The organism is Agromyces arachidis (assembly GCF_052805135.1).
This window is the reverse complement of record NZ_JBRBDK010000002.1, coordinates 208,426-233,232: the sequence shown is the minus strand read 5'-3', so window position 1 is coordinate 233,232 and position 24,807 is coordinate 208,426. Positions and strand designations below refer to the sequence as shown.

The following is a 24,807-nucleotide window of genomic DNA, read 5'->3' as shown; positions in this document are numbered from 1 at the left end:
CCCGGCATTGTCGGCAGCCCACCAGCGAGGCGCGCCCGTCACGACGGATCGCCAGACTGGTGCGATGCGCATGACCCCACGACGGCTGGCGATCGGGATGAACCTCTGGGCGCCGAACCTGTTCAGCGGCATCCGGGTGCGGCGGTTCGCTCCGGACTGGACGAGCGCCGAGGTCGCCCTGCACGTCAACGTCGTCACCAGGAACTTCGTGAAGACGGCGTTCGGGGGATCGATGTCGGCGATGACCGATCCCTACTTCTTCATGCTCGTGCGGCACCAGCTCGGCGATGACTTCGTCGTATGGGACACCCGGGGCGAGATCGAGTTCGTGAAGCCGGGGCGCGGGGTGCTGACGGCCCGGTTCGACGTGCCCCGCGAGCGGGCCGACGACCTCCGGCGCCGTGCGCACGGCGGGGCGAAGGTGCTCGAGTGGTTCGAGACCGAGATCGTCGACGCCGGCGGCGATGTGGTCGCCCGCGTGCGCCGCGAGGTGTACGTGCGCGAGAAGCGGCGGGTCACGGAGGCGCGCGGCGCGACTCCGGCCCGATGAACGACGGGGCCGGCACCCTCGCGGATGCCGGCCCCGGTCGTCGGGTGCGTCGCGTCAGTTGATGCCGGGGATGACGATCCAGCCGTTCACCAGGACGAGCCAGATCGCCATGAGGACGAGCGCGATGATGGTGAGCGTGCGCCCGGTGCGGCCGCCCGCGAACATGGCGACGGCGAGCACGACGAGCGTCGCGATGCCGAGCACCAGCGCCCCGAAGGGGATGCCGGGCAGGAACAGCGACAGCACGAACAGTCCCGCGATGACGATCTCGAGGATGCCGACGACGGTCGAGCCGCCGCGCGCGCGGAGACGCCAGATGCCGTCGACGATCGTGAGGACGCCGCCGGCGAGGGCGATGAGCAGGAGCCAGGTCAGAGTGATCAAGGGGGCCTCCGTTTCGGTGTGGGGTCACCGTGGTTCCGGTGTGGGGTCACCGTGCCGCGGGATCCGGTCCCGCGACGGCCGCCAGCCTAGCGACGGCCGGATTTCCGGCGCCGCCCGTTGCGCACGGGGCCGGGGAGCGTGTATGCCCGCGCGCGCATGCCGTGTTGACGAGTTGCGGGCGCGCCGCCCGACCCGACCGTGACCGGGCGGCACCGCTCCCGGGACCTCGGTCCCTCCGGCGGGACGCGCGACGGCGCACGATGGAGCACATGACGACGAAGGTCCTGATCCTCGGCGCGGGCTTCGGCGGGCTCGAGCTCGCCACCCTGCTCTCGGAACGGCTCCCGGGCGAGGTCGAGGTGACCCTGGTGGACCGGTCGGAGACGTTCTTCTTCGGCTATTCCAAGCTCGACGTGCTGACCGGGGATCGGACGCCTGACGAGATCCTGCTCCCGTACGCCAGGTTCTCCAAGCCTGGCGTCGAGTTCCGTCGCGAGGAGGTGCTCGCGATCGATCCGGCGGCGCGGCGGGTCGTGACGGATGCCGCGACCTACGACCCCGACATCCTCGTCGTCGCGCTGGGCGCGGGCTACGACGTCGAGGCCACCCCCGGGTTCGCCGAGGGCGGCTTCGAGTACTACACCGTGGAGGGCGCCGCGAGGCTCCGCGACGAACTCGCCTCGTTCCGCGGCGGGCGCATCATCCTCGCGATCCTGTCGATCCCGTACAAGTGCCCGCCCGCGCCCTACGAGGGCGCCATGCTGCTGCACGACCTCCTCGTCGAGCGAGGCGTCCGCGACACGAGCACCATCCACGTCGTCACCCCCCAGCCCTCGCCGATCCCCGTCTCGCAGTCGGCGTCCGCCGCGATCGAGCGCGCGCTCGCCGAGCGCGACATGCGGTTCACCACGAAGCACCGCGTGCACGGCCTCGATCCCGACGCCCGGCTCGCGCGCTTCGCCGACCATGAGGAGCCGTACGACCTGTTCATCGGCATCCCCGCGCACCGCGTGCCCGACGTCCTGGTCGATGCCGGGCTCACGACGGACGGATGGGTCCAGGTCGACCACGACACCTACGAGACCCGGTTCGACGGCGTCTACGCCATCGGCGACTGCGCCGAGGCGGGCATCCCCAAGGCGGGGACGCTCGCGGAGAGCGCGGCGCGAGCGGTCGCCTCGCAGATCGTCCGGCGCGTGCGCGGCGAGGGGGAGACGGAGCGCGGCGGCACCGGCGTCTGCTTCCTCGAGTTCGGCCGCGGCGAGGTCGCGCAGGTCGAGGTCGACTTCGGGGCGGCCGGCGGGCCCAAGGCGGAACTGGTGGGCCCGTCGTCCGAGTTCGCCGCGCAGAAGGCCGCCTTCGGATCGGCGCGGCGGGCGCGATGGTTCGGCATGGCGGACTGAGCCGCCGGTCCGGCGCCGCGCGCCGCGCGCCCAGCGCGCTCCCGCGTCGGACGCGTAACGTGAGCACATGCCCGCGTCCGTCACCGGCTCCGCTGCAGGGGTGACGACCGCGAGGCGAGGGCTCGGGGCGTTCCGCCTCGGGATCGCGGTGCTGGAGATCGTGGCGCTCGTCGGCAACTACCAGTACGTCCTGCGCTTCCCGCTGTTCGCCTCGGTGAACTTCTTCAGTTACTTCACCATCCAGTCGGCCATGCTCGCGGTCGTGACGCTGCTGGCGGCGGCGTGGTTCGCGTGGTCGCGCCCGCGGGATCCGCGGTGGCTCGGCGCCGTGCGCACGATCGTGACCGTCTACCTGCTCGTCTCCGGGGTGGTGTTCGCGCTCATCGCCGCGCAGGCGTCGAGCCGCGACTACCGGCTCGAGATCCCGTGGTCCGACACGCTCCTGCACTTCGTCGTGCCCGTGCTGGCGCTCATCGCCTGGACGGTCGACGCCGTGCTCGCCGTGAACCCCCCGGTGCCCTGGTCGACCATCGGCTTCGTGCTCGTGTTCCCGGCGGCGTGGCTCGGGTACACGCTCGTCCGCGGCGCCGAGATCGGCTGGTACCCGTACTTCTTCCTCGACGAGTCGCAGGTCGACGGGTACCCGGGCGTGCTCGCGTACTGCGCCATCGTGCTGCTCATCTTCGTGGGCATCACCGCGATCCTCGTCGCGGTCCACCGGGCGCTCGAGCGTCGCGCCGTGCGCCGACGCGTGCGTCGCCGCAGGACCGGCGGAGACGCGGATGCGGCGGCGCCCGCGATCGAGCCCGGATCGCCCGCGGACTGGCTCGTCGGCGCTGACCGGGGCTAGTCGACCACGAACGGCGACAGGGCCTCGAGCACGATCGAGAGCACCTCGTCGTCGTCGTCGATCGCGGCGAGGCGCCGTGCGTGCTCGGCGGCGAGGACGCCGACGAGGAGCGGCTGGCGGGGATCCTCGCCGAGCTCCATCCACGCCGCGACCGTCGGGGTCGCCCCGGCGAGCGTCAGCACGTTGGGGCGGTAGGTCCTCGGGAACGGGGCGCCCGCGGCATCCGTCGCACCCTGCCAGAACGGCGTCTCGAAGCGGAGCCAGACGAGGTCGACCGCGCCCATGCCAAGCAGCGAGATGGCCCGCTGGTGCCGCAACGGCAGGGGCGGGTCGAACAGGATCGTGTCCGTGCGCAGGACGCCGATCGACGCCGTCACGATCGCGCGCTGCACCCGGAGGGACTCGCCGGAGTCGAGGCGCAGCCCCACGCCGTCGTCGTCGACCGCGACCTCGGTCACGACGCTGCCGCCCGCGATGTCGACGCCGGTCGAGAGGAAGTCGAACAGCGACGTCCAGCCGCTCGTGACGAGCCCGGCCGGTCGCCACACGCGTTGCGGGTCGAACCGCTGCGCCGACAACCGGGTGGGCGTCGCGCCGGTGGCCGGCTCGACGCCCGTCGCGAGCGCGTGGCGCAGCCAGTCGGTGGGCGTCACGCCGAGCGCGTCGGGTTCGCCCGGGAGGGGCACCACGCCGGAGTCGAGCAGGGCGGTGGTCAGCGAGACGTCGGACGGCTGGGCCAGCGCCCACGCCTGCGCCGCGGCGATGGCGTCGGGGCCCGTCGGAGGCGGTTCGCCGAGGCTCACCCCGGCGGGCGTGCGGGCCTCGACCAGCGGGGTGAACGGCCGGGTCGCCACGGCCGCCTCGCGGAGGACCGCCCGCATCGACGCCCGGTCGGATACGAACGGGCTGCCCAGCTCGACGGGGCGGCTGAAGTCGTCGTCGTCGATCGAGCGCAGGCGGCCCCCGAGGCGGTCCGACGCCTCGATCACGACGACCTCGAAGCCCCGGTCGACGAGGGTCCGCGCCGCGGCGAGCCCGGCGATGCCGGCACCGATGACCGCGATCCGGTCGCCGTCGTCGGCGAGGTCGGCGATCGCGCGGCCGGCGCGGAGACCCTCGTTGTACGCGCCGTGCACCGTGCCGGGCGCCGTCGCGGAGGTCGCCTCGCCGGCCAGCACGAGCCGGTCGAGCACCGGTTCCCCGAGCGCGGTGCGCAGGTCGCCGGTGGCGCCGACGCCGTCGTAGCTGAACGCGCCGCGCACGAACGGGTCGGCGCTCCAGCGGGAGCGCCGGAACGCGACCGGATTCGGCACCGTGCCGGTGGCCGGGGCGGGGGACGGCGTACCGGTGGTCGTGGGCCCCGGCGAGGCGGTCGGCGCCGGACTCCCGTCGGTGCAGGCGGCGAGCGTGAGGGCGGCGCCGGACAGCGCCGCGGCGAGGAAGGCTCGGCGCGGCATCCCACCGGCGGCCCCCCGTGCGTCCATGTGCATCAGGCTAGCCGCTGGCTCCGTCCGTCGGCCCGACCGCGCGGCCGGTCGACGGACGGAGCCCGTCGGCCGGCCGTCAGCCGAGCTCGGCGTCGGCCACGTCGAGCGCGGCGTCGATGATGTCGAGGCCGCGCACCAGCTCCTCCTCCGAGATGACGAGCGGCGGTGCCACGTGCAGCCGGTTGAAGTGGACGAAGGGCCAGAGGCCGGCCTGCTTGCACGCCGCGGCGACCCGGCCCATGGGCGCGGCATCCGCCCCCGACGCGTTGAAGGGCACGAGCGGCTCGCGGGTCTCGCGGTCGCGCACGAGCTCGATCGCCCAGAACAGGCCGACTCCGCGCACCTCGCCGACCGACGGATGGCGCGCGGCCATCTCGCGCAGCCGGGGACCGACGACGCGCTCGCCGAGGTCGCGCACCCGCTCGAGGATGCCGTCGCGCTCGAACACCTCGAACGTGGCGACGCCGGGGGCGCACGCGAGCGGGTGGCCCGAGTACGTGAGGCCGCCCATGAAGGCGACGGTGTCGAAGTGCGACGCGATGCGCTCCGAGATCACGACGCCGCCGAGCGGGGCGTAGCCGGAGTTCACGCCCTTGGCGAAGGTGATCAGGTCGGGCGTCACGCCGAACCGGTTCACCGCGAACCACTCGCCGATGCGCCCGAAGCCGACCATGACCTCGTCGGCGATGTAGACGATGCCGTACCGGTCGGCCAGGGCGCGGACGCCCTCGAGGTAGCCGGGCGGCGGCACGAGCACGCCGTTGGTGCCGACGACGGTCTCGAGGATGATCGCGGCGATCGTGTTCGCGCCCTCGAGCACGATGACCTGCTCGAGGTGCGCGAGCGCCCGCTCGGCCTCCTGCCCGGGCGTCTCGGCGTTGAACGGCGAGCGGTACGCGTACGGCCCGAAGAAGTGCGCGACGCTGCCGTCGCTCGGCTCGTTGGCCCAGCGACGGGGGTCGCCGGTGAGCGAGATCGCCGTCGCGGTGCCGCCGTGGTAGCTGCGGTACATCGACAGCACCTTGCGGCGGCCGGTCACGGCACGCGCCATGCGGACCGCGTACTCGTTGGCGTCGGCGCCGCCGTTGGTGAAGAACACCTTGTCGAGGTCGCCGGGCGCGACCTCGGCGATGCGGCGGGCGAGCTCGCCGCGCACGTCGTTCGCCATGATCGGCTGGATCGTCGCGAGGCGGCCCGCCTGCTGCTGGATGGCGGCGACGAGGTCGGGGTGCTGGTGGCCGAGGTTCAGGTTCACGAGCTGGCTCGAGAAGTCGAGGTACGCGTTGCCCTGGTAGTCCCAGAAGGTCGAGCCCTCGCCCGCGGCGACGGGCAGGGGGTCGATGAGGGCCTGCGCGCTCCACGAGTGGAACACGTGGGCGCGGTCGTCGGCGCGCACCTGCGCGTCGGCGGCCACGTCGGGCAGCGGATGCCGCGTGCCGGTGCGGTCGACGTACGACGCCGCGGTCGCGGCATCCGTCGTCGTGTCGGTCGGGATGAGCGTGTCGGTCATGTCAGTGCCTTCGCGGTCCGGGGGACGTCAGTGGTTCTGCGGGAAGCCGAGGTTGATGCCGCCGTGGGTGGCGGGGTCGAGCCAGCGGCTGGTGACGGCCTTCTCGCGGGTGAAGAAGTCGAAGCCGTGGACGCCGTAGGCCTTGCTGTCGCCGAAGAGGGACTGCTTCCAGCCGCCGAACGAGTGGTAGGCGACGGGGACGGGGATCGGCACGTTGATGCCGATCATGCCGACCTCGACCTCGTTCTGGAACCGGCGCGCGGCGCCGCCGTCGTTGGTGAAGATCGCGGTGCCGTTGCCGAACGCGCCCGAGTTGATGAGGTCGAGGCCCTCGTCGTACGAGGCGACGCGGACGACCGAGAGCACCGGGCCGAAGATCTCCTCGGTGTACGCGCGGCTCGTGGTGGGCACGTGGTCGAGCAGGGTCGGGCCGAAGAAGAAGCCGTCGTCGTGGCCGTCGACGCTGAGCCCGCGGCCGTCGACGACGACGGTCGCGCCATCCTGCTCGGCGATGTCGACGTACGACGACACCTTGTCGCGGTGCACCGCGGTGATGAGCGGGCCCATGTCGGGCTCGACGCCCTCGGTGCCGGCGCCGTTGCCGATCTTCAGGCGCCCGATGCGCTCGGCGATCTTCTCGATGAGCTCGTCGGCGACGGGCTCGACGGCGAGGACGACCGAGATGGCCATGCAGCGCTCGCCCGCCGCGCCGTAGCCGGCATTGACCGCCTGGTCGGCGACGAGGTCGAGGTCGGCGTCGGGCAGCACCAGCATGTGGTTCTTCGCGCCGCCGAGGGCCTGGACGCGCTTGCCGTGCCTGGAGGCCGTCTCGTAGATGTACTGCGCGATCGGCGTCGAGCCGACGAACGAGATGGACTGCACGACGGGGCTCATGAGCAGGCCGTCGACGGCGAGCTTGTCGCCCTGCAGGACGGTGAACACGCCGTCGGGCAGGCCGGCCTCCTTCCACAGCTCGGCGAGCCACAGCGCGGCCGACGGGTCCTTCTCGGAGGGCTTCAGCACGACGGCGTTGCCGGCCGCGATCGCGATGGGGAAGAACCACATCGGCACCATCGCCGGGAAGTTGAAGGGGCTGATCACGCCGACCACGCCCAGCGGCTGCTTCAGCGAGTACACGTCGATGCCGTTCGAGGCGTTCTCGGAGAACGCGCCCTTGATCAGGTGCGGGAACCCGGTCGCGAGCTCGACGACCTCCTGGCCGCGGAGGATCTCGCCCATCGCGTCGGAGAGGACCTTGCCGTGCTCGCGCGTGATGATCTCGGCCAGCTCGCCCTTGCGGGAGTTGAGGAGCTCGCGGAACGCGAACAGCACGCCCTGCCGCTTCGCGATCGAGTAGTCCTTCCAGACGCGGTAGCCGCGCTCGGCCGACGCGATCGCCTCGTCGATCTCGGCCTGGTCGGCGAGGGCGACCTCGGCCTGGACCGCGCCGGTGGCGGGGTTGTAGACGGGCGCGGTGCGGCCGGACGTCGACGCGCGCAGCGCGCCGTCGATCCAGTGGCCGAGCTGGGGGAGTTCCTCGGTCGCGGCGGCTGTGGTGGTGGTCTCGGTGAGGCTCATTGCGGTCCTTTGATGTGTGTGGTGCTGCCGGCGGCGGGATCGGACAGATCGACCGGGCGTCGGTTAGGCTGGTGATTCCCAGTCTCACAGAGCGGTTAGGCGCGGAACGATGCCAGAGCGTCGCGAAGACGAAGCAGATCGGACGAACCGTCCGGGCGAGGGAGCGGGCGGCCCGGCCGGCCCGGCGACGGATGCGGCGCTCCCCGCGGTCGGCGAGATCCTCGCCCTCGATGCGGTGGCCGCCGGCGTGCCGGAGGTGCTCGTCGGCGCGGAGGCGCTCGACGCGCCGGTGCGCTGGGTGCACGTGTCGGACAGTGCGGGCGTGGCGCGGCTGCTGAACGGCGGGGAGCTGCTGCTGTCCACCGGATCGGGGTGGCCCGCCGAGCCCGACGAGCTGCGGGCATTCGTCGCCGGGCTCGTCGACGTCGGCATCGCCGGCCTCGTGATCGAGCTCGGCGCACACTACCGCTACGTGCCCGCCGTGGTCGTGCAGGCGGCTGCCGAGCACGGCCTGGCGCTCGCCGCGCTCCACCGCGAGGTGAAGTTCGTCGCGCTCACCGAGGCGGTGCACCGGCGCATCATCTCCGAGCAGACCGCGGCGCTGCACGCGCGCGACGAGGTGCGCGAGCGGTTCACGGCGCTCGCCCTGCGCGGCGCCCCCGCCGATTACATCATCCAGCAGCTGGCGCAGACGCTCCGTGCGCCGGTGGTGCTCGAGAACCTCGCGCACGAGGTCGTCGCCGCGGACCTCCCGCCGGACGCCGAGGAGTCGCTGCTCGACGGGTGGCAACGGCGATCGCGCGGCGCGCATCGACTCGCGGACGGCCACGGCGACGGCGGCGCGTCGCAGGACGAGTGGCTCATCGTGCCGGTGGAGGCTCGCGGCATCCGTTGGGGGCACCTGGTCGCGCTGCCCGGCCCGGCGCATCCCGCCGGGCGAACGAGCGTGCTCGAGCAGGGCGCGATCGCGCTCGCCCTCGGCCGGCTCGCCGACGGCGACGACGACACGTGGGGGCGGATCGGGCGGCAGCGCCTCGTGGAGCACCTGCTCTCGGGCCGGTTCGCCGCCGCCGGAGCCGCATCGGCCCGGCTCGAGGCCGCGGGCTTCCCGCTGGCGGGCGTCGACCTGTACGGCCTCGTGCTGGGCGGTCGGGCATTCGTCGCAGGCGGCGACGCGGATGCCGCTGCCCGGGCGATCGGCGGCCGCGCGCTCGAAGGGCGGCCCGAGGGCGACCCGTCGCCGGCGTCCGCTCGGGTCGTGCTGCTGTCGCTGCCGGCGGGTGCGCGCTTCGACGATCCCGCCGTCCGGCGCTTCGCCGAGGCGCTCGGGGCCCCGACGACGGCCGGAGCTGATGCCGCGCCCGCCTCGATCGCCGTCGGCTCGCGCGCCGCCGACCTCGACGGCCTGCTCGTCTCGGTGCAGGAGGCGCTCGACCTCGCCGGCACGCCGCTGCCGCGGCAGGCGCGCGGGGTGACGGTGCGCCGGTCGGAGGACCGGCCGCTCGTGCGCCTGGTCACGTCGCTGCGCGACGACCACCGCCTCCAAGAGCTCGGCGAACGCATGCTGGCGCCGCTCATCGAGTACGACCTCGCCCGCGGCGGCGACCTGCTCGACGTGCTCGGCGCGATGCTCGCGCATCCGGGCAACCGCACGGCGGCGGCGCAGGCGAGCCACCTGTCGCGCTCGGTCTTCTACCAACGACTCGCGCTCATCGGCGACCTGCTCGACGCCGACCTCGACGACGGCGAGACCCTCACCGCGTTGCACCTGGCACTGCTGGTGCGGCGCGGTGGCGGCGCGCGCTGAGCCGGCCCGCGGCATCCGTTACTTGCTATTGACAAGTGCACTTGCAAAGAGCAAGCTGGTCGCAGGACCCGGGTCACCCACACCGCGAAACGACCGGAGGAACACCATGACCGCGACCAACATCTTCGTGAACTTCCCGACCACCGACCTCGAGCGCTCCAAGGCGTTCTACGAGGCGCTGGGCTACACGATCAACCCGAACTTCACCGACGAGAACGCCGCGTGCGTCGTCCTCGACGACAACGTGTACTTCATGGTGCTCACCCGTGAGTTCCTGGGCACGTTCACCGACAAGCAGATCATCGACCCGACGACCCACGCCCAGATGGCGGTCTCGCTCAGCTGCGAGTCGCGCGAGGCGGTCGACGAGATGATGACCAAGGCACTGGCCGCCGGCGGCAGCGAGCCGCGCGAGGCGCAGGACTACGGCTTCATGTACTCCCGCGACCTCGAGGACCCGGACGGCAACATCCTCGGCTACCTCTACATGGAGCCCGCTGCGGCCGAGATGGGTCCCGAGGCCTACATGGCCCAGCAGGGCGCCGGGGTGTCCGGCGCCGCCTCCTGACCGGGCGGCACGCATGGCTGCTCGCGCCGCGCGCGGCTTCGGCCAGTACGGCGGCACCGCGCGGGCCCTCGAACGGGTCGGGGAGCGGTGGGCACTGCTCATCGTCCGCGACCTGCTCGTCGGCCCGCGCCGGTACGGCGACCTGAAGGCCGGGCTGCCGCGCATCCCGACCAACATCCTCGCCGACCGGCTCAAGGAGCTGCAGGAGGCCGGCGTCGTCCGCCGCGTGCCGATGGTGCGCGGCGGCTACGAGCTCACCGAGCTCGGCCGCGAGCTCGCGCCCGTCGTCGCCGCCCTCGAGCGCTGGGGCTGGTCGCTGCTCGGCCGACCCGCCGAGGGCGAGCAGTTCACCCGCGAGGCCCTCGCGACCGCGCTGCGGGCGGCGTTCCGAGCGGATGCCGCGGCCGGGGGGCCGCCGACCGAGTTCGTGCTCCACGTGGGCGACGCCTCGGTCGCGGCGGTGGTCGTCGGCGCATCGCTCGAGGTCGTCCCGATCGGCCCGGGTGCCCTTCCGCAGCCGCGACGCGCGACGCCCGAGCCCGCCTTCGAGGACGGCTGCGAGCTCGCGCTCGGACCGGCCGAGTTCGCCGACCTGCTCGCCGGTCGACTCGAGGCGCGCGACGTGCGGCTCCTCGCCGGCGAGCGCGAGTCGGTCGAACGGTTCCGTCGCACCTTCCGCATCGATCCCGTCGGGCCGCCCGGAGCCGCCGACGCCTCGCCATCCGTCGCCTGATCGACGGCGCGACGCCGACGTCGACGGGCCGGGGTGCCCGCGGAATCAGACCGGCGGCAGCGTCGAATGGGGATCGGCCGGCAGCGCGATCGTGATGCGGTCGCCCGCCTGGACGACCCCGCCCTCGACGACGACCGCCATGACGCCCGCGCGCAGGATGGTGCGGCCGTGCTCGCGCCGGATCAGGCGACGCATGAGCCCGGGCTGGAAGCGGTCGATCTGGACGCACGGCGTGCGCAGGCCCGTGAGCTCGAGTTCGGCCGAGTCGCCCAGGCGCACGCGCGTGCCGAGCGGCAGCGCACGCAGGTCGACGCCCCGAGTCGTCACGTTCTCGCCGAGCTCGCCGGGCGCCACCTCGTGCCCCTCGACCGCGAGCTCGTCCAGGAGTTCGCGCTCGACGAGGTGCACCTGGCGCAGGTTCGGCTCGGTCCACGTGCCGCGGAACCGGGATCGCCGACGCACCGTCGCTCCCGCGTGCGCGTCGCCCTCGATGCCGTGCCCGGCGACCAGCACGATCGCCTCGCGCACCGGCTTGGAGAACCGATGCCGGTCGTCGCGCGCGACCGCGACGACGGCGGGCGGGTCGGGCTCCATCGCTCCAGTATGCGCGGCGTTCCGAAGGGTGCAGGCTGACCGGGGGCTCAGGGTGCGCCGAACATCGCGATGCCGACGGCGATCGCCGCCGGTGCGATGAGCACGGCGAGCACGATCCGCATGGCGCGCGGATGGCGGGTGCGGAGGGGGAGCAGCCAGTAGGCGCCCTCGGCGGCAGCCCAGGCGAGGAACAGGGCTCCGCCCATACGGCGCGGTGCGTCGGCATCGCCCGCGATGACCTGGATCGCGCTCCACCACTCGAACCACCAGAGCCCCGAGGCGACCGCGATCGCGGCGAGCGCCGACGCGAACCGGAGCGCGACGGACTCCCAGACGGCCAGCGTCGCGGTGCCGATCATCCCCAGGACGCGCGACCACATGCCGGGACGGATGCCGTCGTCGAACGACTCGGGCGGCGCCCACCGCCGAAGCTTCGCGAGGAAGCGCTGCCGACGCCGGTACATCGAGCCGGGTACGAACGCGCCCGAGCTGAGGGAGATGGGGCTGAGGAGACTCCATCGGTCGGGCCGACCGGGCAGCGCCCAGCGGACGAGCGGGAGCTCCAGGTCCGTACCGCGCTCGACCTCGAGGATCGCGGTGCGCGGGATCCGCCTCGTGCGGGTCCACCCGACGATATGCAGCGTGTCCGCGTCGAAGGCGACGCGAAGGACGAACGAGCGCCAGATCATCCAGGCACCGATGGCGACGACCGCGGATCCGGCGACGACCACCCAGGACGGGCCGTTCTCGGCTCCGAGCACGGCGAGGACGACGCCGAGCCCTCCGACGACCGCGCCCGCGAATACGCTGAGCGCGACCTGCAGGGTCTCGGGCCTGAACTCTCCCGACGTCGCCATCCGGCCGCCTCTCCCTCGATGATCCGGATGAGTCTCGCACGGTCGGCGACCCTTCGCGGCCGTCGTCCATGCGGAGGCGACCGAGCATCGGCGTTCAGCGGGCGATGAAGAGCTTTCGCAGGGTCTCGGTCACGGTCCAGGTCGTCCGCATGCCGGCGTCGAGGCGGACGATCGAACCCGGTAGGAGCTCGATCGGCGGCAGCGCGGGCTCGACGAACTCGACCGTCGCCGCGCCTGCGATCACGAGGAAGACCTCGGCCACCTCCTCGTCGCGCATCGCCCCGGGCGTCATCTCCCAGACTCCGATCTCGCCGGGCTCGCCGGCGGCGCCCTCCTCGAGCGCCGCGTACCCCGTGGTCGGCGCGCCCGCGACGACCTGCTCGGCCGGCACGGGTTCGTGCTTGAGCGGCAGCGCCGCGGCATCCGTCACCGCACCCGCGACGAGCCGCGCGAGGCCCTCGGCGCCGCTCACGAGTCGAACCCCAGGCCGAGCGCGTCGAGCGTCTTCAGCAGCAGGTTGCGCCGGCCGAGGTCGTGGTCGGCGCGGTCGAGCGACCAGCGGGTGAGGTTGATGCCGACGGATGCCGCGGGCTCGGGCGGGAACGGCAGGGGCCTGGTCCGCACCATCTTCAGCCGGGTGCGCTCGGTGTCGCGACCGGCGAGCAGGTCGAGCATCGTCTCGGCCATGAAGCGCGTCGAGGCCACGCCGAGCCCGGTGAAGCCCGACGCGTACGCGACGCGGCGATCGCGCGCGAGGCCCGTGAAGGCCGTGAACTGCGTCGACGTGTCGATCGCGCCCGCCCACTTGTGGGTGAAGCGCAGCCCCTCGAGCTGCGGGTAGGTCGTGAAGAAGTGGCTCGCGAGCTTCTCGAAGCTCTCGGGGCGATCCTCGTATCGGTCGCGGATGCGCCCGCCGGCGTAGTAGATCGCGTCGTACCCGCCGTAGAGGATCCGGCCGTCGCGCGTCAGGCGCGAGTAGTGGAACTGGTTGGCCATGTCGCCCACGCCCTGCCGGTTCGCCCAGCCGATCGCCGCCTGCTGCTCGGCCGACAGGGGCTCGGTCATGAGCACGTAGTCGTACACCGGAACCGTCATCAGCCGGTTGCGCTTGAGCAGCGACGGGAACACGTTGGTCGCGAGCACCGCGCGGGTCGCGTCGAGGCGGCCGTGCTCGGTGACGAGCTGCACGGCGCCGGTCGAGCCGGGCGTGTCCATGCGGGTGACTGGCGAGTGCTCGAAGATCTCGACGCCGGCCTCCTCGGCGACGCGCGCGAGTTCGGCGGCGAGCTTCGCCGGGTGCAGGATGGCGCTCGTGCGCGTGTGCCACATGCCCGCGAGGTAGGTGGGCGAGTCGACCTCGGCGCGCACCTCGTGCTCGTCGAGCAGCTTCACGGAGTCGTCGCCTCGGGACGCGGCATCCGCCGCCGCCTCGTGCAGCCACTCGACCTGGTGCGGCTCGACGGCGACGTCGAGCGAGCCGTTGCGCTCGAACTCGAAGTCCATGCCGAACTCGGCCTCGGACGCCTCGATCGCGTCGAGGTTCGCGAGGCCCAGCCGGTCGAGCTCGTCGATCTCGTCGGGCCAGCGGCTGAGGCCGTTCTCGCGGCCGTGGGTGAGGCTCGCCTCGCAGAACCCGCCGTTGCGGCCGGAGGCCGCCCAGCCGATGCGCTTCGCCTCGACGAGCACCACGTGCAGGTCGGGGTTGCGGCGCTTGGCGAGCACGGCCGTCCAGAGGCCGGTGTAGCCGCCCCCGACGACGGCGAGGTCGGCGACGTGCACGCCGTCGAGGCGGGGCCGGGCCGGCTTCGCGGCGGCGGGCAGGTCGTCGGTCCAGAAGACGGACTGCCGGGTGCCGGCGAGGCTGTGGTCGATGACGGATGCCGCGGGCCTGCGGCGTTCGAAGACGGTCGTTCCCATGGCGGGATCACTCCAAGTCGGTACGGATCACCCCATCATGCCTCATATTGGACGCATGGACAATAGCGCCTGTGGATGATCTCGGCGCATGTCGGAGGATTCGGCGAGGATCGAGGGCATGCCTGCCGTGCCCCCGCCAGTGCCACCGCCCGCCCCCGACCTGATGGAGTTCGACGCCGATCTCTCCGGTCCCGAGCTCGACCTCACCCAGTGGTTCCCCTACTACCTGCCCCAGTGGTCGAGCCGCGAACGCACCCGGGCCCGGTACGACGTGGCCGACGGCGTGCTGCGGCTGCGCGTCGACGCCGACCAGCCCGCCTGGTCGGCCGAGTACGACGGCGGCACCCAGGTCTCCAACCTGCAGACGGCCGTGCGCTCCGGCCCGGTCGGCTCGGAGTCGGGCCAGCACCCGTTCCGCGACGGGCTCGTCGTGCGCGAGGCGCAGGGCGATCGCCGGTTCTACACGCCGCACTTCGGCCGGGTCGAGGTGGTCGCGGCCATCGACGGCCTCGACGAGCACGCGATGGCCGCCCTCTGGATGATCGGGGTCGAGGAGGAGCCCGAGCAGTCCGCGGAGATCTGCGTCTTCGAGGTCTTCGGCCGCGACATCGCCGACGACGGCAGCGCCCTCGTCGGCATGGGCGTGCACCCGTTCAACGACCCGTCGATCACCGACGACTTCGAGCAGGTCCGGCTCCACGACGACGTGCGCGAGCCCCACACCTACACGGTCGACTGGCGACCCGACGAAGTGGTGTTCTCCATCGACGGGCTCGTGCGCAAGCGGGTCGAGCAGTCGCCGCAGTACCCGATGCAGCTCATGCTCGACGTGTTCGCCTTCCCGCCCGAGCCGCCGGCCGCGGCGTCGTACCCCGAGTCCTTCGCGGTGCACGCCGTGCGGGGGTACCGGGCGGAGTGACGGGGGCGGGTGCCGCGGCGCGCTGAGCGCTCGCCGTGGCATCCGCCGTCGATCGAGACGGCGGAGGCGTCAGCCGCGCGGCGCGTGTGCCTCGAGGAACTGGTAGACCTCGGTCTGGTCGACGCCCGGGAAGGTGCCCGTCGGCAGCGCCGCGAGCAGCGAGGTCGGGGTTCGCGCCGCCGGCCACGACGCATCCGCCCACTTGCCGGCGAGCTCGTCGGGCGCTCGACGGCAGCACGACTCGTCAGGGCAGCGCGAGACCGAGCGGCGCGGCGTCTCGCGGCCGCGGAACCACTTCACGTGCTCGAACGGCACGCCGACCGAGACCGAGTACTCGCCCTCCTTGGCCTTCTCGATCCGCGAGGTGCACCAGAACGTGCCGGTGGCCGTGTCGGTGTACTGCGAGTACGGGGAGAAGCGGTCCTCGGCGTCGAACACGGTGCGGGCCGTCCACTCGCGGCACACCGTCGTGCCCTCGACCGCGCCGAGCGCATCCGAGGGGAAGCGCACGGAGTCGTTCTCGTAGGCCTTGATGATCGTGCCTGACTCGTGCACCTTCATGAAGTGCACCGGGATGTCGAGCCGCGCCGTCGCGAGGTTGGTGAAGCGGTGCGCCGCGGTCTCGTACGACACCGCGAAGTGGTCGCGGAGCTCCTCCATCGAGATGCGGCGGAGGTTCTTGGCCTCGGTGAGGTAGCGCACGGCGGCCTGCTCGGGCAGCAGGATCGCCGCCGTGAGGTAGTTCGTCTCGATGCGCTGGCGCAGGAAGTCGCCGTAGTTGCCCGGCTCCTCGTGGCCCAGCAGGTGCGAGGCGAGCGCCTGGAGGATCGGCGAGCGGGAGTCGCGCGACGGCGACTGCTGCGTGGGCAGGTAGACGCGGCCGTGGCGCTTGTCGGTCACCGAGCGCGTCGAATGCGGCAGGTCGCCCACGTAGTGCAGGGAGTAGCCGAGGTGGCTCGCCATGTCGGCGACGAGCTGGTGCGAGACCGGCCCGCCGCTGTGGCCGACCGCCTCGAGGAGTTCGGCGGCCTTGGCCTCGAGCTCGGGGTAGAAGTTGTCGCGGGCGCGCATCTCGGCGCGCAGCTGCGCGTTGGCGCGGCGCGCCTCCTCGGGCGTCGCCGCGCGCTCGCGGTGGAGGCGGTCGATCTCGTTGTGCAGCGCGAGGATCGTCTGCAGCGTCTGGTCGCTCATGGTCTTCGCCACGCGGAAGGGGTCGAGGCCGAGTGCGGAGAACACGGGTCCGCGCTGCGCTCGCTCGACGGCGATCTCGAGCGCGGCGCGCTCCGACGGGGCGTCGGGTCGCAACAGCTCGTCGGCCGTCGTGCCGAGGGCGAGCGCGATCGTGCGGAGCATCGACAGGCGCGGCTCGCGCTTGCCGTTCTCGATGGCGCTCACCTGCGACGGCGCCCGGTCGATCGCGGCGGCCAGCTGCCCCAGGGTCATGCCGGCCGCCGTCCGGCGCTCGCGGATGCGGCGGCCGAGCGTCAGCGCGTCGACCTCATCGGGTGCGGGCTCCGGGGGTGCGCCGACGACTCGCGCCGGCGCGGTCGCGTGTGCGGCGTGCGGGGCGGCGAGGCGGGCTCGATCGGCGGTGACCATGCCTCATGCTCACATGAGCAGGCGGATGTCGCAAACGGAACTGTCGTCGTTCTTCCGCTTCAAGGGCGAGTTGTCGGGCGGAATTCTTGTGTCTCTCGTCTGGAGTGCACGAAGAATGGGTTGATATCCGATTCGAGAACTTCGAGATTCGGATGTGATCCACGTGTGGTTGACTGGCGCGCGCGGCGCTCGCCGCGACCCGACCCGGACCCCTGGAGCATCCTCATGACCCACGCGCGTGCCATCCTCGTCATCCCCGCCGTCGCCGGGGCCCTGCTCTTCAGCGGCTGCACCGCACCGTCGGCTCCCGGCGACGCCGGATCGACCGCGCCGGCTGCGACGACGGAGTCCGACGCGTCGGGCGACCAGAGCGTCGCCGAGGCGTGCGACATCCTCGCCGCCGGCGCCGAGGAGTTCGCCGCGCTCTCGAGCGACGACGCGTTCGCAGAGGGCATGGAGGACCCCGAGGGCGTCGGGCATAAGCTCGAGTCGGCGAGCGAGACCTTCTCCTCGGCCGTCTCCGACGTCACCAACCCGGAGGTCAAGGAGGCGGCGGCGAATGCCGACGAGGCCATGAGGGCGTACGTCACCTACGTGACCGAGGCCGCCGCCGACCCGGCCGCCGCCGACCTCGAGGGCATGGGGCCCTACATCGAGGACATCACCGAGAGCTTCACCGCCGTCGGCGAGCTCTGCTCCTAGTCGTCCCGCGGGGTCGGCACGCGCTCGAGTCGGCCGAGGAGGGCGTCCTCCTCGGCCGCCAGGCGCCGCTCGCGCGACGCCAGCACCTCGGGCACGTGCGCCTCGGCCCACACCCGCATCGCCTCGATCGGCGCGAGCAGCGAGCGCCCGAGCGGGGTCAGCGAGTACTCGACGCGGGGCGGCGACCCCTCCCAGGCCTTGCGCGCCACGAAGCCGTCGGCCTCCAGCGAGCGCAGCGTCTCGGTGAGCACCTTGCGGGTCACCCCGCCGACCCTCGCGCGCACCTCCGAGAACCGGAGCGTCCCGGCGGCCAGGGCGAGGATGACGAACATCGACCAGCGTTCGCCGATCCGGCCGAAGATCACGCGGCTCGGGCACGAGGGGTCGAGGATGCCGCGCGAGGTCACGTCGCACGGGCCGTGGGTGATGACCTCGGTCGCTGGCATCGGGGTGACGGTCGTCACGGTTCCTCCATCCGGTCCGGATTTCGCAGGCATCCGGGATCTGGGATCCGGCGCCCTCGCACGTCGGCCGGTCCTGATGAGGGAACGTTGAAGTAACCGAGGGGCATTCCCGTAGCGTCCCGGTCCATGAGAACCCTGCTCACCGGAGGAACCGGTTTCATCGGATCAGCCGTGCTCGACGCGCTCGTCGACGCGGGACACGAGGTTCGCGCGGTCGTGCGCAGCGAGGCCGCCGAGGCGGACGTCTCGGCGCGCGGGGCGGCGCCGCTCCGCCTGGACCTGTTCGACGCCGCCGCGACCGCAGCCGCCCTGGCCGACGTCGATGCGCTCGTGCACACCGCGGCACCCGACGAGGGCGCGGACGAGCTCAACGCCGCCGTCATCGAGGGCGCGGTCCGGGCGTTCGGCGACGGCCGGGGACGGGTCGTGCTGACGAGCGGCATCTGGCTCCGCGGCGCGGGCGACGACCTGCACGAGGAGGGACCCCTCGACCGCGCCCCGGACCTCGTCGCCTGGCGGGTGCCGCTCGAGGAGCGGCTGCTCGCGTCATCCGTCGACGCGCGGATCATCGAGCCCGGCGTCGTCTACGGCCACGGCCGCGGTCTGGTCGGGCTCATCGTCGACGGCCCGCGCACGCCCGAGGGCGCGCTGCGCCTGATCGGCGACGGCGCCCAGCGTTGGACGTGGGTGCACGTCGATGATCTCGCCCGCCTCTACGTCACCGTGCTCGAGCACGACGGACCGATCCGCCGCGTGATCGCCTCCGACGGCGAGCCCACCGCCGTGCACGAGATCGCCGAGGCCGTCGCCGGACCGGCCGGCGTCGCATCGGAGGCGCCGGACGCGACGCGCGAGCGACTCGGCGCCGCATTCGCCGACGCCCTCCTGCTGGACCAGTCCGCTCGCGGCGCGTTCGCGCGCACGCTCGGCTGGGAGCCGGAGCACCGGGGGGTCCTCGCCGACCTGCACCGCGTCCGGCGAGCGGCCTGACGCGGACGCGAACCGTGCGGTCCGCGCCTCGCCGGGCTCACCCGGCGAGCGCGGGCCGCAGTTCGTTCGCGAAGAACTCGAAGAACCCGTCGGGGTCGGGCCCCAGGTTCATGATGGCGATGCGGTCGTAGCCCGCGTCGGCGTACGCGCGGACGGCCTCGACGTGCGCCGCGACGTCGGGCCCGCACGAGACCTGCTCGCGCACGTCGTCGAGACGGACGAACTCCGCGGCCTCGGCGAAGTTCGCGGGATTGGGCAGCTCGCTCATCACCTTCCAGCCGAGGAGCGACCAGCGCGAGGTCTCGTGGGCGGCCCGCGCCGCGGCATCCGCGTCACGGGCCCAGGCGATGCCCACCTCGCCGTACCTCGCGCCGTCGCCGCCCGCGCTCCGATACGCCTCGATGAGGTCGCGATCAGGGTCGGTGCCGAACATCGCGTCGCCGTGGTCGGCGGCGAGCCGCGCCGCGTCGGGGCCGCCGGCCGCGACCGCGATGGGCGGCAGCTCGTCGGGAAGGTCGAACACGCGCGCATCCTCGAGCGAGAGGTAGGCGCCCTCGTACGACTGGTACCCGCCCGACCAGAGCAGTCGGATGATCTCGATCGCCTCGCGCAGCATCTCCTGGCGGTCGCTCACCGACGGGTACCCCTGGCCGACCACGTGCTCGTTCAGCCGTTCGCCCGACCCGAGGCCCAGCGTGAACCGGCCCTCGCTCAGCAGGGCGAGCGTCGCGGCGGCCTGGGCGATGATCGCCGGGTGGTAGCGCACGGTCGGGCACGTGACCCCGGTCGCGAGCCCGATCCGATCGGTCGACGCGGCGATCGAGCCGAGCACGGACCACGCGAACGGCGAATGGCCCTGCTCGTCGAGCCACGGGTGGAAGTGGTCGCTGATCTCGACGAAGTCGAAGCCGGCCTCTTCCGCCAGGCGGGCCTGGCGCACGAGCTCCTTCGGACCGAACGCCTCGGCGGCGAGCTTGTACCCGAACTGCATGCTGTTCCCCCTCCGGCGTCGCGGCCGTGCGCCGGGCGCCGTGTGCAGGCTACGAGCACGGCCCAGGCCGCGACACCCCTTGCGATCGGGGGTGGGCCGCGGTAGCCGCAGCGGCGCCGTCGGCCCCGTGCGCTCAGGCGTCGGATGCCGCGTGCACGCGCTCGCCCTCGACGAACGTCTGCAGCACCCGCGTCGCACCGATCTCCTCGGCCGGTCCGGCGAACGGGTCGCGATCGAGCAGGGCGAAGTCGGCGTACTTGCCGACCTCGATCGTGCCCGTGACGTCGTCGAGGTGGTTCACCCACGCCGATCCGGCCGTGTAGGCCGTGAGCGAGGTGGCGAGGTCGATCGCCTGCTCGGGCAGGAACGCCTCGTAGTCGCCCTCTGCGTACGCGGGCGCCGCGGTGCGGTTCACGGCGGTGTGGATCGCCGCCATCGGGTCGGGCGTCGAGACGGACCAGTCGCTGCCGGCCGCGAGCACCGCTCCGGCGCGCATCAGGTCGCCGAACGGATACTGCCAGGCGCTGCGCGGCTCGCCGAGGAACGGCAGCGTCAGGTCCACCATCTGCGGCTCCAGCGCCGCCCAGAGCGACTGCATGTTGGCCGCGACGCCGAGCTCGCGGAACCGCGGGACGTCCTCGGGGTGCACGACCTGGATGTGCGCGATGTGGTGCCGGTGGTCGTTCCGGCCGTTCGCGGCGATCGCGTGCCCGACGGCGTCGAGGCACTCGCGCACCGCGCGGTCGCCGATCGCGTGGAAGTGCAGCTGGAAGCCGAGGCGGTCGAGTTCGGCGGCCGCCGGGTTCAGCACCGCCGGGTCGACGAACGAGATGCCCGAGTTGTCGGTGAAGTGCCCGTGCCCGTCGCAGTACGGCTCCAGCATCGAGGCCGTGAAGTTCTCGGCGACGCCGTCCTGCATGATCTTGATGCTCGTCGCGGCGAACCGGCCCGCGCGGTACTTGTCGCGCTTGGCGACGAGATCCGGGATCTGCTCGATCCCGCGCGTGCGATCCCACCAGAGGGCACCGACGACCCGGCCGGTGAGCGTGCCCGCGTTCGCGGCCGCCACGTACGCGGGCCCGGGGTCGCCGGCGTCGCCGTACGTGCCGACGATCGCGTCCTGCCAGGCGGTCACCCCGTACGAGTGCAGGTACCGCTGGCCGAGGAGCACCGCCTCGGTGAGCGTCTCGAGGCTCGTCTCCGGCAGGAGGCGGTTCACCAGCGACATCGCGCCCTCGTGCAGCGTGCCGCTGGGGTGGCCGTCGGCGTCGCGCTCGATCCGGCCGTCGGCGGGGTCGGGGGTGTCGCGGTCGATGCCGGCGAGGCGCAGCGCCGCCGAGTTCACCCACGCGCCGTGCCCGTCGCGGTTGGGCAGGAAGGCGGGGCGGTCGGGCACGACCCGGTCGAGGGCCGCAGCGGTCGGCGTGCCGCCGGGGAACGCCGACATGGACCATCCGCCGCCGAGCACCCACTCGTCGTCGGGGTGCGCGGCCGAGTACTCGGCGATGCGCGACAGGTACTCGTCCGGCGTCGAGAGCTCGGCGAGATCGCAGCGCATGAGGTCGAGCCCGCCCCACACCGGGTGCACGTGCGCATCCTGGAATCCGGGTACGAGGAGCCGCCCGCGGAGGTCGACGACGTCGGTCGACGCGCCGATGAGGTCGCGCACGTCGTGCTCCGCGCCCACCGCGACGATGCGCCCGTCGCGCACGGCGACGGCGCTCGCGCGCGAGCGGACGGTGTTCGCCGTGAACACGGGGCCGCCGGTGAAGACGAGGTCGGCGTCGGTCATGGTGCGGTACTCCTCGGGTGCGGGTGCGGGTGCGGGTGCGGGTGCGGGTGCGGGTGCGGGTGCGGGTGCGACGGATGCCGCGGGCGCGGCATCCGCTCAGTTGCCGGTCATCGTGCGGGCGATCTGCGTCGCCGAATCGCCCGCGCGCTTGAGCACCACTGCGACGAGCGCGAGCGCGACCAGCGTGAGCAGCAGCATCACCGTCGAGACGGCCGCGATCTCGGGGCGGAGCCCGCCGCGCAGCGCGCTGAGCACGTAGACCGGCCACGGCGTCGAACCCGACACCTGCACGAAGGCCGAGACCACGGTGTTGTCGAGGCTGAGCGTGAACGACAGCAGCAGGCCCGCCAGGACCGCCGGCATCGCGAGCGGCAGCGTGACCCGCCGGAACGTCGTGAGCGGGCCGGCGTAGAGGTCGGCCGACGCCTCCTCGAGCTGCTGGTCGAGCCCGACCAGCCGGGCGCGGACGATGTACGTCACGACCGCCGTCGAGAAGAGCGAGTGGCCGATCACGAGTCGGGTCGTGCCGTCGTTGAAGAGCGACAGCCCCGCGTCCTGGCCGAGGAAGACGAGCCACGGCAGCAGCGCCACCGCGTCGACGATCTCGGGCGTCACCGACACGAGCAGCAACAGGCCGATGAACCACAGCGCCCACCTGCCCGGCTTCCGCGCCAGCGCGATGCCGGCGAGCGTGCCCAGTGCCGTCGCGAGCACCGCGGCGATCGCGCCGGTGCGCAGCGAGACCATCACGGCGTCGCGGACCGCCGGCTTCTCCCACAGTGCCCGGTAGGGCTCGAGGCCGAACTCGTTCCACGCGATGAGCAGGCGCCCGTTGTTGAACGAGTAGACGATGATCACGATGATCGGCGCGAACAGGAACAGGAAGACGAGCACGCTCCACACCGTCAGCCCGATGTCGACGGGCGAACGACGCGGCCGGTGCACGGGAGGACGGGCCTCGGTCGAGGCGGCGGATGCCGCCGGCCGGCCGGTCGCGGCATCCGTTGCGGTCGCCGACGTGGTCGCGGTCATCCGGTCACCTCCAGGTCGACGCGGTTGCGGGCGCGGAAGGGCAGTGCGACCAGCCAGACGAGCAGGCCGATCAGCGCGGCGGAGACCATGATCACCACGATGAGCAGCACCGCCATCGCGGAGCCGAGCGCCCAGTTCTGGGCGGCCTGGAACTGGCTCGCCACGAGTTGGCCGACCATGTTGCCCTGCGCGCCGCCGAGCACGGTCGCCGTGATGTAGTCGCCCATCAGCGGGATGTAGACGAGCAGCAGCCCCACGATGATGCCGGGTCGGGCCAGGGGCAGCGTCACGCGCAGGAACGTCCGGAGGCGGTCGGCACCGAGGTCCTTCGACGCCTCGCGGAGCGCCGGGCCCACCCGGTCGAAGGCCACGAACAGCGGCAGGATCATCAGCGGCAGGTAGTTGTACACCACGCCGATGAGCACCGCCGTGCGGGTGTACAGGATCTCGAGCGGGCCGTCGGTCACGCCGACGGCCTGGAGCAGCTGCGACATCCATCCCTCCGGGGCGAGGATGATCTGCCAGCCGATCGTGCGGACGAGGAAGTTGGTCCAGTACGGCACCATCACGAGTGCGAGCAGCAGCCCGCGCCGGTTCGGCGGGGACTTCACCGCCATCCAGTACGCCACCGGAAGGCCGATGACCAGGCACAGCAGCGTTCCGGCGATGCCCACCCACAGGGTGTTCAGGAACACCTCGAAGAAGGTGGGGGAGAGGGCCTCGGCGTACCGGTCGAACGAGAGCACGTCGGTCGCATGGGTGCCGAAGATGCCCGGCTTGTAGCCGAAGCTGAAGTACAGCACCGCGCCGACCGGCACGACGAAGAAGGTGACGAGCCACGCCCACGCGGGGATCGCGAGGGCGAAGCCCGGCAGGCGGAGACTACGCACCGGCGGCGGCCTTCGCCTTGTTCCAGATGTCGACCGTGCGCTGCTGCGCCTCGTTCACCTCGCCGTCCTTCATCGTCGCGATCTGCTCCTCGGTGAAGAACACCAGGTCGAGCATCTCGAGGCCGGCCTCGGTCGCGGCCTCCTCGATGCCGTCGGCGCCGGTGTGGTAGCCGATGTAGTCGACCTGCAGGAGCTGGTTCTCCGGCACCATCGTCCAGTCGATGAACGCGTGGGCGGCCTCGGGATGCGGCGCGCCGACCGGGATCGCCCAGTTGTCCATCCACAGCTCGGTGGCGGGGGAGCCGAGCACCCACTGCCAGCGGTCGGGGTCGGCGGACTCCATGATGCCGATGCGGGCGTCGCCGTTCCACGCCTGCATCAGGACCTGCGTCGCCTGCGGGATCGCCTGGCCGCCCGGGTACGAGTCGAAGGCGGCGATGTGCGGGGCGAGCGTGTTCACGATGAAGTCCTCGCAGGCGTCGATGTCGGCCTCGTCCGTCGTGTTCCAGTCGATGCCGTTCGCCCAGTAGTACAGGCCGGTGACCTCGGCCGGGTCGTCGAGCACGCTCGTCTTGCCGCTCGCCTCGTTCTGCGCGGCGTCGAGGAAGTCGTTCCAGTCCTTCAGCTCGCGCGTGATGACGGTCTTGTCGTACACGAAGCCCGTGGTGCCCCACGCCTTGCAGATCGAGTACTCGTTCTCGGGGTCCCAGCTGCGGCCGAGGAACGCGGGGTCCATGTACTGCAGGTTCGGCAGCAGGTCCTTGTTGAGCTTCTGGATGATGTCGTTCTCGATCATCTGCGGGATGAACGCGCCGGTCGGCACGATGATGTCGTACCCCGACGTGCCCTTCGCGGCGACCAGCTTCGAGATGAGCTCCTCGTTCGAGCCGTACGAGTCGAACGTGACCTGCGGGCCGAAGTCGGCCGTGAACGACTCCACGACCTCGGGCGAGTCGTAGTCGCCCCAGGTGTAGATGCTCAGGGAGTCCTCGAGCTCGCCGCCCGTCGCGACCGGCGCCGACGAGGTCTGGCCGCCGCCCGTGGAGCACGCGGCGAGGAAGGCCGTGCCGCCCATCGCCGCGGCGAAGCCGAGGAATCGGCGGCGGTCGATCGCACGCTGGAGGATCGGCACCTGCTCGGCGCTCGCGAGGATCCGGATCGGGGTCGGCTTCTCGGCCATGTCGCTCCTT

The 24,807-nt window shown here is 72.5% G+C and carries 24 protein-coding genes; 9 read left to right on the top strand and 15 right to left on the bottom strand.

The genetic code is table 11. The annotated features are described in order from the left end of the window. The first annotated feature begins 64 nt into the window (after window positions 1-64). Complete coding sequence (locus ACUY4T_RS04055) at window positions 65-550, top strand: PaaI family thioesterase (protein ID WP_446017625.1); 486 nt, start codon at window positions 65-67, stop codon at window positions 548-550. Window positions 551-604: 54 nt separating this feature from the next. Here the strand turns inward: ACUY4T_RS04055 and ACUY4T_RS04050 are convergent, their stop codons facing one another. Next, window positions 605-934, bottom strand: a complete 330-nt coding sequence (locus ACUY4T_RS04050; RefSeq protein WP_446017624.1) for a hypothetical protein — start codon at window positions 932-934, stop codon at window positions 605-607. A 269-nt stretch (window positions 935-1,203) separates the two neighbouring features. On the opposite strand from ACUY4T_RS04050, the gene ACUY4T_RS04045 reads away from it, so the two are divergent. Both ACUY4T_RS04045 and ACUY4T_RS04040 read left to right on the top strand, forming a co-directional pair. Then, the gene (locus tag ACUY4T_RS04045) at window positions 1,204-2,337 is read left to right on the top strand and encodes an NAD(P)/FAD-dependent oxidoreductase (protein WP_446017623.1); all 1,134 of its coding nucleotides are present in this window, start codon (window positions 1,204-1,206) and stop codon (window positions 2,335-2,337) included. A gap of 67 nt (window positions 2,338-2,404) precedes the next feature. Next, entirely contained in the window at window positions 2,405-3,187 is a 783-nt protein-coding gene (locus ACUY4T_RS04040) for a Pr6Pr family membrane protein (protein ID WP_446017621.1), read from the top strand. Here ACUY4T_RS04040 and ACUY4T_RS04035 read toward each other — a convergent pair. The 3 genes from ACUY4T_RS04035 to ACUY4T_RS04025 form a co-directional block, all read right to left on the bottom strand. Next, the gene (locus ACUY4T_RS04035; RefSeq protein WP_446017620.1) at window positions 3,184-4,671 is read right to left on the bottom strand and encodes a flavin monoamine oxidase family protein; all 1,488 of its coding nucleotides are present in this window, start codon (window positions 4,669-4,671) and stop codon (window positions 3,184-3,186) included. The genes ACUY4T_RS04040 and ACUY4T_RS04035 overlap by 4 nt on opposite strands. 79 nt (window positions 4,672-4,750) lie before the next feature. Beyond that, window positions 4,751-6,184 carry an aspartate aminotransferase family protein gene (locus ACUY4T_RS04030; protein ID WP_446017619.1) on the bottom strand — a complete coding sequence of 478 codons (1,434 nt, stop codon included), beginning with the start codon at window positions 6,182-6,184 and terminating at the stop codon, window positions 4,751-4,753. Between the two features lie 27 nt (window positions 6,185-6,211). Then, complete coding sequence (locus tag ACUY4T_RS04025; RefSeq protein WP_446017618.1) at window positions 6,212-7,762, bottom strand: CoA-acylating methylmalonate-semialdehyde dehydrogenase; 1,551 nt, start codon at window positions 7,760-7,762, stop codon at window positions 6,212-6,214. Window positions 7,763-7,871: 109 nt separating this feature from the next. Between ACUY4T_RS04025 and ACUY4T_RS04020 the strand changes: the two genes are divergently transcribed. The 3 genes from ACUY4T_RS04020 to ACUY4T_RS04010 all read left to right on the top strand — a co-directional run bounded on the left by ACUY4T_RS04020 (window position 7,872) and on the right by ACUY4T_RS04010 (window position 10,870). After that, window positions 7,872-9,569, top strand: coding sequence for a PucR family transcriptional regulator (locus tag ACUY4T_RS04020; protein WP_446017617.1), 1,698 nt, complete (start codon window positions 7,872-7,874; stop codon window positions 9,567-9,569). Between the two features lie 106 nt (window positions 9,570-9,675). Continuing rightward, window positions 9,676-10,137 carry a VOC family protein gene (locus ACUY4T_RS04015; protein ID WP_446017616.1) on the top strand — a complete coding sequence of 154 codons (462 nt, stop codon included), beginning with the start codon at window positions 9,676-9,678 and terminating at the stop codon, window positions 10,135-10,137. 13 nt (window positions 10,138-10,150) lie between these two features. After that, complete coding sequence (locus tag ACUY4T_RS04010; protein ID WP_446017615.1) at window positions 10,151-10,870, top strand: winged helix-turn-helix transcriptional regulator; 720 nt, start codon at window positions 10,151-10,153, stop codon at window positions 10,868-10,870. A gap of 45 nt (window positions 10,871-10,915) precedes the next feature. Here the strand turns inward: ACUY4T_RS04010 and ACUY4T_RS04005 are convergent, their stop codons facing one another. The 4 genes from ACUY4T_RS04005 to ACUY4T_RS03990 all read right to left on the bottom strand — a co-directional run bounded on the left by ACUY4T_RS04005 (window position 10,916) and on the right by ACUY4T_RS03990 (window position 14,238). Beyond that, window positions 10,916-11,464 (bottom strand): MOSC domain-containing protein, encoded by a 549-nt coding sequence (locus tag ACUY4T_RS04005; RefSeq protein WP_446017614.1) that lies wholly within the window; start codon window positions 11,462-11,464, stop codon window positions 10,916-10,918. A 47-nt stretch (window positions 11,465-11,511) separates the two neighbouring features. Continuing rightward, on the bottom strand, window positions 11,512-12,321 hold the full coding sequence (locus ACUY4T_RS04000) for a hypothetical protein (RefSeq protein ID WP_446017613.1): 810 nt from the start codon (window positions 12,319-12,321) through the stop codon (window positions 11,512-11,514). A gap of 94 nt (window positions 12,322-12,415) precedes the next feature. Continuing rightward, window positions 12,416-12,793, bottom strand: coding sequence for a cupin domain-containing protein (locus ACUY4T_RS03995; RefSeq protein WP_446017612.1), 378 nt, complete (start codon window positions 12,791-12,793; stop codon window positions 12,416-12,418). Continuing rightward, complete coding sequence (locus ACUY4T_RS03990) at window positions 12,790-14,238, bottom strand: NAD(P)/FAD-dependent oxidoreductase (protein WP_446017611.1); 1,449 nt, start codon at window positions 14,236-14,238, stop codon at window positions 12,790-12,792. Before ACUY4T_RS03990 ends, ACUY4T_RS03995 begins: the two co-directional genes overlap by 4 nt. A 118-nt stretch (window positions 14,239-14,356) precedes the next feature. On the opposite strand from ACUY4T_RS03990, the gene ACUY4T_RS03985 reads away from it, so the two are divergent. After that, window positions 14,357-15,157, top strand: coding sequence for a glycoside hydrolase family 16 protein (locus ACUY4T_RS03985; protein WP_446017610.1), 801 nt, complete (start codon window positions 14,357-14,359; stop codon window positions 15,155-15,157). A 69-nt stretch (window positions 15,158-15,226) separates the two neighbouring features. On the opposite strand, the gene ACUY4T_RS03980 is transcribed toward ACUY4T_RS03985, so the two are convergent. Continuing rightward, window positions 15,227-16,756, bottom strand: a complete 1,530-nt coding sequence (locus ACUY4T_RS03980) for a helix-turn-helix domain-containing protein (protein WP_446017609.1) — start codon at window positions 16,754-16,756, stop codon at window positions 15,227-15,229. Between the two features lie 225 nt (window positions 16,757-16,981). On the opposite strand from ACUY4T_RS03980, the gene ACUY4T_RS03975 reads away from it, so the two are divergent. Continuing rightward, window positions 16,982-17,458 (top strand): hypothetical protein, encoded by a 477-nt coding sequence (locus tag ACUY4T_RS03975; protein ID WP_446017608.1) that lies wholly within the window; start codon window positions 16,982-16,984, stop codon window positions 17,456-17,458. On the opposite strand, the gene ACUY4T_RS03970 is transcribed toward ACUY4T_RS03975, so the two are convergent. Next, window positions 17,455-17,922 carry a winged helix-turn-helix transcriptional regulator gene (locus tag ACUY4T_RS03970; RefSeq protein WP_446017607.1) on the bottom strand — a complete coding sequence of 156 codons (468 nt, stop codon included), beginning with the start codon at window positions 17,920-17,922 and terminating at the stop codon, window positions 17,455-17,457. The two genes, ACUY4T_RS03975 and ACUY4T_RS03970, sit on opposite strands and share 4 nt — an antisense overlap. 126 nt (window positions 17,923-18,048) lie before the next feature. On the opposite strand from ACUY4T_RS03970, the gene ACUY4T_RS03965 reads away from it, so the two are divergent. Continuing rightward, window positions 18,049-18,912: an NAD-dependent epimerase/dehydratase family protein gene (locus ACUY4T_RS03965; RefSeq protein ID WP_446017606.1), complete on the top strand. Its 864-nt coding sequence runs from the start codon at window positions 18,049-18,051 to the stop codon at window positions 18,910-18,912. Window positions 18,913-18,949: 37 nt separating this feature from the next. On the opposite strand, the gene ACUY4T_RS03960 is transcribed toward ACUY4T_RS03965, so the two are convergent. The 5 genes from ACUY4T_RS03960 to ACUY4T_RS03940 all read right to left on the bottom strand — a co-directional run bounded on the left by ACUY4T_RS03960 (window position 18,950) and on the right by ACUY4T_RS03940 (window position 24,797). Beyond that, entirely contained in the window at window positions 18,950-19,903 is a 954-nt protein-coding gene (locus ACUY4T_RS03960) for a TIGR03557 family F420-dependent LLM class oxidoreductase (RefSeq protein ID WP_446017605.1), read from the bottom strand. 133 nt (window positions 19,904-20,036) lie between these two features. Then, window positions 20,037-21,695 carry an amidohydrolase gene (locus ACUY4T_RS03955; RefSeq protein ID WP_446017604.1) on the bottom strand — a complete coding sequence of 553 codons (1,659 nt, stop codon included), beginning with the start codon at window positions 21,693-21,695 and terminating at the stop codon, window positions 20,037-20,039. 96 nt (window positions 21,696-21,791) lie between these two features. Next, entirely contained in the window at window positions 21,792-22,727 is a 936-nt protein-coding gene (locus tag ACUY4T_RS03950) for an ABC transporter permease (protein WP_446017603.1), read from the bottom strand. Further along, on the bottom strand, window positions 22,724-23,617 hold the full coding sequence (locus tag ACUY4T_RS03945; protein ID WP_446017602.1) for an ABC transporter permease: 894 nt from the start codon (window positions 23,615-23,617) through the stop codon (window positions 22,724-22,726). The genes ACUY4T_RS03950 and ACUY4T_RS03945 overlap by 4 nt, the downstream gene beginning before the upstream one ends. Continuing rightward, window positions 23,610-24,797: a polyamine ABC transporter substrate-binding protein gene (locus tag ACUY4T_RS03940; RefSeq protein WP_446017601.1), complete on the bottom strand. Its 1,188-nt coding sequence runs from the start codon at window positions 24,795-24,797 to the stop codon at window positions 23,610-23,612. The genes ACUY4T_RS03945 and ACUY4T_RS03940 overlap by 8 nt, the downstream gene beginning before the upstream one ends. Window positions 24,798-24,807: the final 10 nt, after the last annotated feature.